Origin of the sequence: Microbacterium sp. ZW T2_14 (assembly GCF_044987405.1) — a bacterium.
Classification (GTDB): domain Bacteria; phylum Actinomycetota; class Actinomycetes; order Actinomycetales; family Microbacteriaceae; genus Microbacterium.
Window position 1 is genome coordinate 1 of the sequence record NZ_JBJDRK010000081.1, and the last position, 12,896, is coordinate 12,896.

Here is a 12,896-nt window from a genome sequence, read left to right on the forward strand (position 1 = left end):
GGCCTCGGTGGCCGAGGCGTCTGCGGCAGCGGCCTGCGGCGCGCCATCGGCGTCGGGGGCTCCGGAACCATCGCCGATCTTCGCCAGCACGGCGCCGACCTCGACGGTCTCGTCCTCGTGGACCAGGATCTCCTCGATGACGCCGCTGACCGGCGACGGGATCTCGGTGTCCACCTTGTCCGTGGAGATCTCGAGCAGGCCCTCGTCCGCCTGGACCGTGTCGCCGACGTTCTTGAGCCAGCGGGTGACCGTTCCCTCGGTCACGCTCTCGCCGAGAGCGGGGAGGACCACGGATGTGCTCATGAGGATGTCTCCTTCTGAAGAAATATCGGATCTAGCTTAGTGATGAGGGGCGAGCGCGAGGGTCAGAGCGCGTGCAGCGGCTTGCCCGCGAGAGCGAGGAAGGCCTCGCCGAGTGCTTCGGACTGCGTCGGGTGAGCGTGGATGAACGGTGCGATGTCTTCCGGATGGGCTTCCCACCCCACGACGAGCTGTCCTTCGCTGATGAGCTCTCCCACGCGATCGCCGATCAGGTGGATGCCGAGCACCGGCCCGTCCTTCTCGCGGACGACCTTGACGATGCCGCTCGTGCCGAGGATCTCGCTCTTGCCGTTGCCCGCGAGGTTGTACTCGTAGGCGACGATCCCGTCGGCGCCGTGCGCTGATGCCGCCTGCGCTTCGGTGAGGCCGACCGACGCGACTTCGGGGTGGCTGTAGGTGACCTTGGGGATCTGCGCATCCGGGATCATGACGGGAGAGAGGCCGGCGATCTCCTCCGCGACGAAGATGCCCTGCTGGAATCCCCGGTGCGCGAGCTGCAGCCCGGGCACGATGTCGCCGACGGCCCAGACATGGTCGACGCCGGTGCGGAGGCGCTCGTCGGTGATCACGAATCCGCGGTCGATGGTCACGCCGGCTTCCTCGTACCCGAGGCCGGCTGTCGCAGGACCGCGACCGACGGCGACCAGGAGGTGGTCCGCGGTGAAGGTCTTGCCGTCCTCGAGCGTCACGGTGACCGCATCCGCCGTCTGCGTCGCGCTCTGGAAGCGCACGCCGAGGGAGTATTGGATGCCGCGCCGGCGGAACGCGCGTTCCAAGCCTTTGCTGAGCGCGACGTCCTCGTTCGGCACGAGGTGGTCGAGCGCCTCGACGATCGTGACGTCGGCGCCGAACGAGCGCCAGACGCTCGCGAACTCGACGCCGATGACGCCGCCGCCGAGGATCACGACGCTGCGGGGGATCTCGTCGAGCTCGAGCGCGTGCTCGCTGGTGAGGATGCGACCGCCGATCTCGAGCCCCGGAAGCGTGCGACTGTACGACCCGGTCGCGAGCACGACGTCGGTGCCGCGGTAGAGGTCGTCTCCGACGCGGACGGCGGGACCTGCTTCGAGCCGGCCTTCACCCGTGACGACGGTGATCCCGCGCGCCTTCACGAGACCTTCGAGGCCCTTGTACTTCTTCGCGACGATGCCTTCCCGATAGGCACGGACACCCGCGGGGTCGATCCCGTCGAGCGTCGCGCGGATCCCGACGGCCGAGGCATCCCGTGTCAGATCGGCCACCTCCGCCGCGTGCAGCAGCGCCTTGGTCGGGATGCAGCCGCGGTGCAGGCAGGTGCCGCCCACTTTGTCCTTCTCGACGAGCGCGACGCTCTTGCCGAGTTCTGCCGCGCGCAGCGCAGCGGCGTAGCCGCCGCTGCCACCGCCCAGAACGACGAGACCGAAGGAGTGGTCGGTCATCGTGCCTCCTCATCGAGGTCAGCCAGGACGAAGCGGATCAGGCTGCGCACGCTCGCGGCAGTCGGTCCCTTGTCGGTGAAGCCGTACGGCGCGCCCTTGTGGGTGCCGCTGCCGGCGATGTCGAGATGGACCCACGGGATGCGGGGCGCATCTTCCTCGTCGCCCGTGCGGCCGACGAAGTGACGCAGGAACAGGCCTGCGAAGAGCGAGCCGCCCGCGGGATCGCCGATCTTGGCGTTCTGCAGGTCGGCGATCGGGGAGTCGAGCTCCTCGACCATGTGGCCGGGGAGAGGCAGCTGCCACGCGGGCTCGCCGGCCTCGGCGGCGGCGGCCAGGTAAGCCGCCACAGCCTCGTCGTCGCCCATCACGCCGGTGTGCCGCGTGCCGAGGGCGATCAGGATCGCGCCGGTGAGCGTTGCGACGTCGACGATCACGTCGGGGTGCTCCCGGCTGGCCGCGACGATGCCGTCGGCGAGCACGAGACGCCCCTCGGCATCGGTGTTCAGCACCTCGACCGTCGTTCCGTCGAGCAGCCGCAGCACGTCACCCGGACGTGTGGCGCGGCCGGACGGCATGTTGTCGGCGAGGCAGAGCCACGCCGTCACCTTGACGGGTGCTGCGACGGATGCCGCGGCCCTGAGCACCGCGAGGACGGTCGCCGCCCCCGCCATGTCGTATTTCATCCCGACCATCGACGCGGCGGGCTTGAGCGACAGGCCTCCGGTGTCGAAGGTGATCCCCTTGCCGACGAGGGCGACGTGGCGGGTCGCGCCGTCCGGCGCGTACTCCAGACGCACGAGGCGCGGCGGGCGATCCGATCCCTGGCCGACGCCCAGGATGCCGCCGAAGCCCTGCTCGCGCAGCGCCTCCTCGTCGAGGATCTCGACGCTCACCGGCAGCCCCGACACGGACTCGGCCGCGCGCTGCGCGACATCGGCGGGCCCGAGCCACTCGGCCGGGATGTTGACGAGGTCCTTCACGAGGGCGACGGATGCCGCGGTCTCGACGATGAGCTTGAGGGCGGCGTCGTCGGGCTCGGCAGTGCCGTGGACGACGACACGCCCGGCCCGGGGCTTGGGCGACTCGGTCTTGTAGCCGTCGAATCGGTAGCCGCCGAGGGCCGCGCCTTCGGCGGCCGCGGTCCACAGCGCGGGGTCGGCGTACGGTGCGGCGACGGCGACCGTCGCGAACCCGGTCAGGGCGCGGATCGCCGCGCCGACCGCGTCGCGCAGGGCCGCGGCATCCGGATCCGTCCCCGTTCCCACGACGGCCAGCGGCAGTCGTGTCGCCTCCGGCGCGTACAGCCGCACCCATGCGCCGGCTGCGCCGGTGAAGCCCACCGCCAGGAGCGCGTCGCGCAGGCCCGGCCAGTCCGACAGATCGGGGGAATCCTCTGCCTCGAGCGGCGGGAGTGCGACGAGGAGAAGGTCGGCGTCGGACTCTCGGACGGGGGAGGTGCGGTACTCCAGGTCGGGAAACGACATGGTCTCCATCCTAGGGACGCCGACTGTTCGCTCTGAGCACGACGGTCGCGACCCGACCACGTCAGGGCGGCTCGTAGCATGGGAGCATGCCTTTTCCCGGCCCGCTGTTCGAGCGTGCGGCTTCCGCGCCGCCCGTCCCGCGCGGACTGCCGCTCGTGATCGCCCTCACCGGGTTCACCGATGCCGGCAGCGCCGTGAGCCGCACGATCGACTACTTCCGCGACGACCTGTCGCCCTCGCCGCTCGCGGTCTTCTCCAACGACACGCTCTTGGATTACCGCGCGCGCCGCCCGATCGTGGCGTTCGAGAAGGATCACCTCACCGACTACCGGCCGCCGCGGCTGGAGCTGTCGTTCGCCCATGATGCCCTCGGTCAGCCGTTCCTGCTGCTGGCGGGCTACGAGCCCGACTTCGCATGGGACGCCTTCGCCCGAGCGGTCGTCGACTTCGCCGAGAGCTACGGCGTCTCGACGGTGACCTGGGTGCACGCCATCCCGATGCCGGTCCCGCACACCCGGCCCATCGGCACGACGGTCAGCGGCACCCGCTCCGAGCTCACCGAGGCGCACTCGGTCTGGCAACCGCATACGGAGGTCCCTGCGACGGCGGGTCACCTGCTGGAGTACCGGCTCGCCGCCGCCGGCGTGCGCGTCGCCGGCTTCGTCCTGCTCATCCCGCACTACCTGGGAGACACCGAGTACCCGGCCGCCGCGCTGGCTGCGCTGGACAGCCTGACCGTCGCGACGGGCCTCGTCTTCGCGGGCGACGATCTGCGGGACGAGAATCGGGAGTACCTCGAGAAGGTCACGGAGCAGATCGAGGGAAGCGACGAGCTCGCTCGTATGGTGCAGGGGCTCGAAGAGCGCTACGACGCATACATGGCGGGTTCGACCCTGGCGACCCCGATCATCCACACCGGCGATCTGCCGAGCGCCGACGAGCTGGCTGCGGAGCTGGAGCGATTCCTCGCGACCCGCCCCGCCGAGGACGATAAGCGCGGTTCCTGAGCCCGTATTCGGCGCGCCGTTGGAATGACCGGCGGCACCGGAGCGTTGTTCTCTGCGATGGAGGTGCGCCGACCCACGCGGGGCGATGCTGGCGGCGCACGGCAAGTATGAGATACTAGACGCTCTGACCCGTTGTCAACCATCTTCGTCCGGCTTCCGGCCGAAGATCTGGACTTGACAAGGGTCTTACTAGTGTCCGAAACCGACCGGAGATGCGCAGGGGTGCGTCGACCGGTGAAAGGCGAAACGTGACTCCAGGCACGAACACCAAGGCTCGCTCGGCCGCGAAGGACACCGAGACGGACGAGACGAAGACTCCCGCTGCGAAGAAGGCTCCCGCGGCGAAGGCTGCCCCCAAGGCGAAGGCAGCCCCCAAGACCGCGTCGAAGCGCGCGAAGAAGTCCGATGACGACTTCGAGGACGACGTCGAGGAGCTCGACGTCGAGCTCGAGGCCGGCGACGACATCGAAGTGGACGCTGCGGACGACGCGACCGACGCGGCTCCGGCCGCCAAGGATGCGAAGGCCTCCACCGATGAGGCCGCCGCTGCCGAGGACGAGGAGGAGGACGAGGAGAGCACCAAGCCGGCGTTCACCGAGCCGCTTCCCACCGGCGCGATCGTCATCTCGTCCAGCGACGACGAGGATGTCCCGGTCTACTCGACGCAGATCACCGGCGCCACCGCCGACCCCGTCAAGGACTACCTGAAGCAGATCGGCAAGGTGCCGCTACTGAACGCGGCCGAAGAGGTCGAGCTCGCGATGCGGATCGAGGCGGGACTGTTCGCCGAAGAGAAGCTGTCGCACATGTCGGCCGCCGAGAAGACCTCGCAGCTCGGACTCGACCTGCAGTGGGTCGCCCGTGACGGTCAGCGCGCCAAGAGCCACCTCCTGGGCGCGAACCTGCGTCTCGTGGTGTCGCTCGCCAAGCGCTACACCGGTCGTGGCATGCAGTTCCTGGACCTCATCCAGGAGGGCAACCTCGGCCTCATCCGTGCCGTCGAGAAGTTCGACTACACCAAGGGCTTCAAGTTCTCGACGTATGCGACGTGGTGGATCCGTCAGGCCATCACCCGCGCCATGGCCGACCAGGCTCGCACCATCCGCATCCCGGTGCACATGGTCGAGGTCATCAACAAGCTCGCGCGCGTGCAGCGGCAGATGCTGCAGGACCTCGGTCGCGAGCCCACGCCCGAGGAGCTCAGCCGCGAGCTCGACATGACCCCCGAGAAGGTCATCGAGGTGCAGAAGTACGGCCGCGAGCCGATCTCGCTGCACACGCCCCTCGGCGAGGACGGCGACAGCGAGTTCGGTGACCTCATCGAGGACACCGAGGCCGTGGTTCCGGCCGACGCAGTGGGCTTCACGATGCTGCAGCGTCAGCTCGAGTCGCTCCTCGACTCGCTCTCCGAGCGCGAGGCCGGCGTCATCCGCATGCGCTTCGGCCTCGGCGACGGGCAGCCGAAGACGCTCGACCAGATCGGCGACACGTTCGGGGTCACCCGCGAGCGCATCCGCCAGATCGAGTCGAAGACGATGGCGAAGCTGCGCCACCCGTCGCGATCGCAGTCCCTGCGGGACTACCTCGAGTGAGCGAGGCGAACGCCGGCAAGGCGCTCACCGTTCAGGTCGAAGGCTCGTCGTTCGCCCGCATCCCGATCCGCACGCGGGTCGTGATGCCGGGCGACGACCTCGATGGGTTCATCCGCGAGTACGCGGCGGATGTCGTGCGCTCGGGCGACCTGCTGTTCGTGACGGAGAAGATCGTCGCGATCACGCAGGGCCGGTCGTACCTCGTGGACGACATCAAGCCCCGCAAGCTCGCGTTCTTCCTCTCGAAGTACGTCACACGCACCCCGTACGGGATCGGCCTGGGCATGCCCGAGACCATGGAGATGGCGCTGCGCGAGTGCGGCCCGATCCGCATCCTGTTCGCGGCTGCGGTGTCAGCCGTGACGAAGCTGTTCGGCCGCAAGGGCGATTTCTACCGCATCGCCGGCGACAAGGCGCGAGCGATCGACGGTCCGACGTCGGGCACCATCCCGCCCTACAACAAGGCGGTCGTCCTCGGCCCGGAGCGTCCGCGCGAAGTCGCTCAGCACATCAAGGCTCTTCTCGGCGGTGTGCCCGAGGTGGCAGTGGTCGACATCAACGACCTCGGCGGCAACATCCTGGGCTCGACCCTCGACAAGCCGGCGGAGAAGCGCCTCGTCGCGATCCTCAAGGACAACCCGCTCGGTCAGGGACACCAGTCCACGCCGCTCGGCATCGTACGCGCGGTCTGATCGCAGCCATGTGAAAGGCGCGGCATCTTCCGGATGCCGCGCCTTTCCTCATGCGTGTCAGAACCCGATGGCGGCGCGGTAGCGCGGCTTGTGACCGGTGCGGATGCCGGTGACGCTGGGCTTGTTCTCGTAGACACCCGCGCCCCAGTTGCCCTCGACGAGCACCGGGCCCTCGGGCGTGACGACGATGTCCCACCCCACGTACTGGATCTGCGGGACGACCCGCGCGACCTGGTCGACGAACTGCGTGATCTGGTCGATCATCGGCAGCTGGAAGTCCGCGATCACGAAGCCGCTGTCGGGATGCGTGACATGCACGTGCCCGTGCGAGTCGTACCCGGGCCCGACGGCGTGGCCGTTCTCGTCCAGCATCGTGTAGAAGCCGCCGAACGTCATCTGATCGCTCACCGCGCCGCGCCCGAACTTCTGCGCCATGGCGAGGATGTGCGTCGTCTCACCGTCGAAGAACGCCGTGACGCGGGTGGTGTTGACCGTGCCGGGGCAGACCGCCGCGAGGTCGGCGTGCTGGCGGATCACCTCCTCGATCAGCAGTTCGCCGCGTTCGAGCAGGCCGCGGTGGAACCCGTCCCAGTCCGTGATGTCGGCCGCGTGATAGCGGTGAACGCCGGTGCCCGCCTGTCCGACCGGCTCCTTCGTGACGATCGTGCCCTGCTTCTCGGTGAAGGCGCGCACCGCGTCGGCGTTGCCCTCCTCGACGACCATCCAGTCGCGGCGGAGGAAGGTGCTGAACGTGCGGTCGAACTCGACCTTGTCCTGGAACAGGCCACGGTAGGCGGGCTGGTCGTACTTCTGCGACAGCTCGTTGGACACCGGGTGGGTCATGTAGGTGGCCCGCTCGGCACGGTTGAGGATGGCGAAGTCGTAGTCGACGTAGTCCTGGAACCCGACCTGGCGGAACCCGGCCGACCACAGCATGTCGACCATCACGGCCGGCGTCCACTTGCCGTGCGCGTGGGCGGTCTCCCGCGCCCGCTCGACGACGGATCCGACATCGATGCGACGGACCCGCCAGGCGAGGTAGCGAAGACGGTTCGAGAGGGCGAGGCCCTGAGAAGGCATGCGTGCTCCGGGGTCGGGTGCGGGGGACCCCGATAGTCTAGAGGCGTGAGTTCCTCGATCCCTGGGCAGGGCATGCCCGTGCCAGGATCGGGGCCCCGCAGCACCCCTGTCGCCCGGATCTCGCGCGGCGCTCTCACCGCCAACGCGCGCATCGCCTGGGACCGCGGCATCCGTTCGTTCGATTCCTCGGTGCTCGAGGCGGATGCCTGGGGCCACGGCGCGACGCTCGTGGAGGACGTCCTCACTAAGGCGGGAATCGCGCGCGCCGAGGGCGCGCCGGCGGAGCACGGCAGCGGAGCCGCGGACCATGCGATGCCGGCGCCGGCAAGCCCGGTGCTCACGCCGTCTCAGCTTCTGGGCATGCCCGGTTCCGATGCCACGCCCGCACTGCGACTGAGCGGCGCCGTGCTGTCGGTGAAGCAGCTGCGTGCGGGCGAGGGCGTGTCGTACGGGTACGCGTATCGCGCCGAACAGGACACGCGCGTCGCGCTCGTCACCGGCGGCTATGCGCAGGGCATCGTCCGTGCCCTCGGCGGCGCCGTCGATGTCGCGATCGCAGGGGAGCGGCATCCGATCGTCGGACGCGTCGCGATGGACGTGTGTGTGGTCGAGATCGGAAACGCGGTCGTGCGTCGTGGCGACGACGTCCTGTTCCTCGGCGACGCGGCGGCCGGTGAGCCGTCGCTGGCCGAGTGGGTCGACGCGACCGGCATGCACGCGTTCGAGCTCGTCACGACGGTCGGCCTGCGCGCGATCCGGGAGGAGGGTCCATGACCGCGCGGCTCCGCGTCGATCTGTCGGCCCTCACCACGAACATCGCGCGCGTGCGCGAGACCGTCGCGCCGGCCGAGCTCATGCTCGTGGTCAAGGACGACGCATACGGCCACGGACTCGAGGCGGTGGTGCGCACCGCCGTGGACGCCGGCGTCCGGTGGTTCGGGGCCTTCGACGCCCGGACCGGAACGGCCGTCCGGGCCGTTGCCGGCGACGGTGTCCGCATCTTCACCTGGATCGCCGCATCGCGAGACGACCTGCGCGCCGCCCTTGCGGCGCGCCTCGATCTGGGGATCGGCGACGCCGAGCTTCTGGAGGACCTTGCGGACGCCGCTTCCGGCGTCGCCGCCGCGCCGCGTGTGCATCTGAAGATCGACACCGGACTGCACCGCAACGGCGTGCGCCCCGAAGCGTGGCCGGCGTTCGTCGCCCGAGCCGCCGAGCTGCAGAGCGCCGGATCGATCGAGGTCGCCGGGATCTGGAGCCATATCGCCGAGGCCTCAGACGCCGAGGACGATGACGCCCGGACGCTCTTCGAGTGGGCTCTCGACGAGGCGGCGGCCGCCGGCATCCACCCGTCCGTCCGTCACCTGGCCGCCAGCGCGGCGTCGTTCGCGCGGCCCGAGTTCCGCTACGACATGGTCCGCGTCGGGGCGTTCTGCTACGGCATCCGCTCGACCGGTGGTCCGTCGGCCGGCGAACTCGGGCTGGCGCCCATCGGCCGGCTCGAGGCGGACGTGGTCGCGGTGCACCACGACGGCGTACAGGTCGACATCGGCGCGCTGGCGGGACTGCCGACGTCGCTGCGCGGCGGCCGGGCGCGCGTGGGCACCCCCGCGGGTGGGCGGCGGCTCGAGATCGTGGGCGAGTCCCACTCGCTCGTCGAGGGATGGCCGGATGCCGCCGTGGGCGACACGGTCACGCTGTTCGGGCCCGGCACCCGCGGCGAAGGCTCCGCGACGGATCTCGCCGAGCTCATCGGGACGATCGGGGAAGAGATCGCCCTCCGGGTGTCACCGCTGATCCCGAGGGTGTACCACTGAGGCTCCACCGATCTGAGGGCCGTCAGCACCTGAGAACAGACAGAGCCACGGGCCTTGCACAGAACGCCCCGCGAGACGGCGGGCGTCTCGCGGGGCGGTCGTCACAGGTGCCGGCGGGCGGCAGACCTCGCAGGTCTTATTCCGCCAGGCGCGCGGTCTCGTCGTGCCACGACGTCGCGATGCTGCGGAGCTTCTCTTCGTACTTGCGGCCGTGGTGGGCGCAGAAGAGCAGTTCGCTGCCGTTGACCTCGGCGGCGATGTAGGCCTGGGCGCCGCACGAATCGCAGCGGTCGACCGCCGTCAGGCGGTACTCGAGGACGGCGCCGGGCTCTGTGGGTGTCGATAGCGTGGTCATTTCGGTGCCTCCTCGTATATGTAGAACTCTCGGCCGGTGATGAGATACAACCACGGGGACGTTTCGAGAATGCCGCGAACGGGTGACATTTCGCTGAGCGCGTAGCGCTCGTCGGCGTGAAGCGTGTCTGCGCGGTCCGCTCGGGCGCGCGGATTACGATGGGAGACTGTGACCGCCGAGTATTCCGCCCATCATCTCCAGGTGCTCGAAGGGCTCGAGGCGGTCCGCAAGCGCCCGGGCATGTACATCGGCTCCACCGACTCGCGTGGCCTCATGCACTGCCTGTGGGAGATCATCGACAACTCGGTCGACGAGGCGCTGGCCGGGCACGGCACCCGCATCGATATCGTGCTGCACGCCGACGGCAGCGTCGAGGTGCGTGACCGCGCACGCGGCATCCCCGTCGACATCGAACCGCGCACCGGGCTGTCGGGCGTCGAAGTGGTCTTCACGAAGCTGCACGCCGGCGGCAAGTTCGGCGGCGGGTCGTACGCGGCCTCCGGCGGCCTGCACGGCGTGGGGGCGTCGGTGGTCAACGCCCTCTCCGAGCGTCTCGACGTCGAGGTGGACCGCGGCGGCAAGACGTGGGCGATGTCGTTCCACCGTGGCGAGCCCGGGCTGTTCTCCAACGGCAGCCCCAGCTCGACCTTCACGCCGTTCGAGCAGCGCAGCGAGCTGCGGGTCGCCGGCCGCGCGGCGAAGGGCGTGACGGGCACGCGCATCCGCTACTGGGCCGACCCGCAGATCTTCACCAAGGACGCCGCCTTCAACCTGCAGGAGCTCGAACAGCGGGCGCGGCAGACGGCCTTCCTCGTCCCGGGCCTCGAGATCGTGATCCGTGACGAACGCCCCGGAACCGAATCGGGCGAGCCTGTCGAGACGAGCTATCGCTTCGACGGCGGCATCTCCGAGTTCGCCGACTTCCTCGCGCCCGACGCGGGCATCACCGACACGTGGCGCCTCACCGGGAGCGGCACGTTCACCGAGACCGTGCCGGTGCTGCAGCCGACCGGCGCGATGGTGCCGACCGAGGTCGAGCGCGAATGCCACGTCGACGTCGCCGTCAGGTGGGGAACCGGCTACGAGACGGTGTCCCGCTCGTTCGTCAACATCATCGCCACGCCGAAGGGCGGCACGCATCAGCAGGGCTTCGAGCAGGGCCTCATGAAGGTGCTGCGCGATCAGGTCGCGCAGAACGCGCGACGCCTCAAGGTGGGCAACGACAAGATCGAGAAGGACGACATCCTCGCCGGACTCACCGCCGTGCTCACGGTGCGCGTGCCCGAGCCGCAGTTCGAGGGTCAGACGAAAGAGGTGCTCGGCACTCCGGCCGTGCGCCAGATCGTGTCGAACGTCATCATCCGCGAACTCAACGCGCGCTTCACGTCGACCAAGCGCGACGACAAGGCGCAGACCTCCCTCCTCCTCGACAAGGTCGTCTCCGAGATGAAGGCGCGCATCTCGGCGCGCACGCACAAAGAGACGCAGCGTCGTAAGAACGCCCTGGAATCGTCGTCGCTGCCGGCGAAGCTCGCCGACTGCCGGTCGAACGACGTGGGCGAGTCCGAGCTGTTCATCGTCGAGGGCGATTCGGCGCTCGGCACGGCCAAGCTCGCGCGCAACAGCGAGTTCCAGGCGCTGCTGCCCATCCGCGGCAAGATCCTCAACGTGCAGAAGGCGTCGATCAGCGACATGCTGTCCAACGCCGAGTGCGCGGCGATCATCCAGGTGATCGGCGCCGGCTCGGGTCGGTCGTTCGACCTCGAGGCCGCGCGCTACGGCAAGATCATCCTGATGAGCGACGCCGACGTCGACGGGGCGCACATCCGCACCCTGCTGCTCACCCTGTTCTTCCGCTACATGCGGCCGCTGATCGACGAGGGCCGCGTCTATGCCGCCGTGCCGCCGCTGCACCGCGTGGTCGTGATGAACCCCGGCACCAAGCCGAACGACACCATCTACACGTACTCCGAAGCGGAGCTCCACGGCCTCCTCACGAAGCTCGGCAAGGCGGGCAAGCGCTGGCAGGAGCCGGTCCAGCGCTACAAGGGCCTCGGTGAGATGGACGCCGACCAGCTGGCGACGACGACGATGGACCGCGCCGGCCGCACCCTGCGACGTGTGCGGATGCAGGATGCCGAGGCTGCGGCATCCGTCTTCGAACTGCTCATGGGCAACGACGTGGCTCCGCGCAAGGAGTTCATCATCGACTCCAGCGACCGGCTGGTGCGGGAGCGCATCGACGCCTGACCCGCCGCCCCCTCGCCCGCGGCAGCGGGCCGACGGCTCAGCGGATGCCGGTGCCCACCGCGCCGACGATGCCGTCGAGCGGCGTGCCGGACGCGTCGCGCTTGGCGCCGACCGCCGGCAGCGCGCGCACCGCTCCGTCGGAGCCGATCGCGCGGGGGTCGGTGCCCACCCACGCGATCGTGAGAGCATCCTCGCCCCGCAGGAAGCGGTGGGCGCGCACACCACCGGTCGCGCGTCCCTTGGCCGGGAACTCGCTGAAGAGCGAGACCTTCGCGCTGACCGCGTCGGTGCCCGCGAGCGCCGTCGTCGAGCCCGCGATCGTCACCACGACGGCGTCGAACTCGGACGGACCCACGACATCGAAGGCGATGACCTCGGCGCCGTCCGTCAGCCGGATGCCGGCCATGCCGCCGGCCGAGCGGCCCTGCGGCCGCACCGACGACGCGTCGAAGCGCAGGAGCTGGGCATCGTTCGCCACGAACACCAGCTCTGCGCCGTCGGAGGCGGGAGCCGCGCCGACGACGCGGTCACCGTCCTTGAGGGCGATGATCTCGATGTCGTGCTTGTTGGCGAGTTCGCTGGCTGCCACGCGCTTGACCACGCCCTGCGCAGTGCCGACGGCGATCGGCGGGGAGTCGGTGAGCGGCACAAGCGCGACGACGTGCTCGCCGCCGCTGAGTCCGAGGTACTGATCGGCGCGCGTCCCGGCGCCCAGCTGCACCGAGTTGCCGGGGACAGACGGCAGGTCGACGGGGGAGAGGCGCACCAGGCGGCCGAGACTGGTCACGGCGCCGATGTCGCCGCGGGTCGTCGCATCGACCGAGGAGCGGATCGCGTCGTGCTTCGAGCGGCGTGACGGCGCGACGACGCCACCACCGGG

At 69.7% G+C, this 12,896-nt stretch carries 12 protein-coding genes; 6 read left to right on the top strand and 6 right to left on the bottom strand.

Annotated features, from left to right (window positions below):
* From ACI3KY_RS18840 to ACI3KY_RS18850, 3 genes are all read right to left on the bottom strand, one after another.
* The coding region (locus ACI3KY_RS18840) for a biotin/lipoyl-containing protein (protein ID WP_404931665.1) at positions 1-303 on the bottom strand (303 nt) is incomplete at its 3' end.
* Between the two features lie 62 nt (positions 304-365).
* Positions 366-1,739 (bottom strand): dihydrolipoyl dehydrogenase, encoded by a 1,374-nt coding sequence (lpdA, locus tag ACI3KY_RS18845; RefSeq protein ID WP_404931666.1) that lies wholly within the window; start codon positions 1,737-1,739, stop codon positions 366-368.
* The gene (locus ACI3KY_RS18850) at positions 1,736-3,223 is read right to left on the bottom strand and encodes a leucyl aminopeptidase (RefSeq protein ID WP_404931667.1); all 1,488 of its coding nucleotides are present in this window, start codon (positions 3,221-3,223) and stop codon (positions 1,736-1,738) included. Before ACI3KY_RS18850 ends, lpdA begins: the two co-directional genes overlap by 4 nt.
* A gap of 86 nt (positions 3,224-3,309) precedes the next feature.
* Between ACI3KY_RS18850 and ACI3KY_RS18855 the strand changes: the two genes are divergently transcribed.
* From ACI3KY_RS18855 to ACI3KY_RS18865, 3 genes are all read left to right on the top strand, one after another.
* Entirely contained in the window at positions 3,310-4,230 is a 921-nt protein-coding gene (locus ACI3KY_RS18855; protein ID WP_404931668.1) for a proteasome assembly chaperone family protein, read from the top strand.
* A gap of 248 nt (positions 4,231-4,478) precedes the next feature.
* Positions 4,479-5,822 (top strand): RNA polymerase sigma factor, encoded by a 1,344-nt coding sequence (locus tag ACI3KY_RS18860; RefSeq protein ID WP_404931669.1) that lies wholly within the window; start codon positions 4,479-4,481, stop codon positions 5,820-5,822.
* On the top strand, positions 5,819-6,514 hold the full coding sequence (locus ACI3KY_RS18865; protein WP_404931670.1) for a coenzyme F420-0:L-glutamate ligase: 696 nt from the start codon (positions 5,819-5,821) through the stop codon (positions 6,512-6,514). The genes ACI3KY_RS18860 and ACI3KY_RS18865 overlap by 4 nt, the downstream gene beginning before the upstream one ends.
* A gap of 57 nt (positions 6,515-6,571) precedes the next feature.
* On the opposite strand, the gene ACI3KY_RS18870 is transcribed toward ACI3KY_RS18865, so the two are convergent.
* Positions 6,572-7,594: a sugar-transfer associated ATP-grasp domain-containing protein gene (locus tag ACI3KY_RS18870; RefSeq protein ID WP_404931671.1), complete on the bottom strand. Its 1,023-nt coding sequence runs from the start codon at positions 7,592-7,594 to the stop codon at positions 6,572-6,574.
* Positions 7,595-7,639: 45 nt separating this feature from the next.
* On the opposite strand from ACI3KY_RS18870, the gene ACI3KY_RS18875 reads away from it, so the two are divergent.
* Entirely contained in the window at positions 7,640-8,368 is a 729-nt protein-coding gene (locus ACI3KY_RS18875) for an alanine racemase C-terminal domain-containing protein (RefSeq protein ID WP_404931672.1), read from the top strand.
* Positions 8,365-9,411 carry an alanine racemase gene (locus tag ACI3KY_RS18880; RefSeq protein WP_404931673.1) on the top strand — a complete coding sequence of 349 codons (1,047 nt, stop codon included), beginning with the start codon at positions 8,365-8,367 and terminating at the stop codon, positions 9,409-9,411. Before ACI3KY_RS18875 ends, ACI3KY_RS18880 begins: the two co-directional genes overlap by 4 nt.
* 136 nt (positions 9,412-9,547) lie before the next feature.
* Here the strand turns inward: ACI3KY_RS18880 and ACI3KY_RS18885 are convergent, their stop codons facing one another.
* Positions 9,548-9,766 carry a hypothetical protein gene (locus ACI3KY_RS18885; RefSeq protein ID WP_194415370.1) on the bottom strand — a complete coding sequence of 73 codons (219 nt, stop codon included), beginning with the start codon at positions 9,764-9,766 and terminating at the stop codon, positions 9,548-9,550.
* A gap of 168 nt (positions 9,767-9,934) precedes the next feature.
* On the opposite strand from ACI3KY_RS18885, the gene ACI3KY_RS18890 reads away from it, so the two are divergent.
* Positions 9,935-12,016 (top strand): type IIA DNA topoisomerase subunit B, encoded by a 2,082-nt coding sequence (locus ACI3KY_RS18890; RefSeq protein WP_404931674.1) that lies wholly within the window; start codon positions 9,935-9,937, stop codon positions 12,014-12,016.
* A 37-nt stretch (positions 12,017-12,053) separates the two neighbouring features.
* On the opposite strand, the gene ACI3KY_RS18895 is transcribed toward ACI3KY_RS18890, so the two are convergent.
* Positions 12,054-12,896, bottom strand: an 843-nt coding sequence (locus ACI3KY_RS18895; protein ID WP_404931675.1) for a DNA gyrase C-terminal beta-propeller domain-containing protein, incomplete at its 5' end; no start/stop codon positions are given.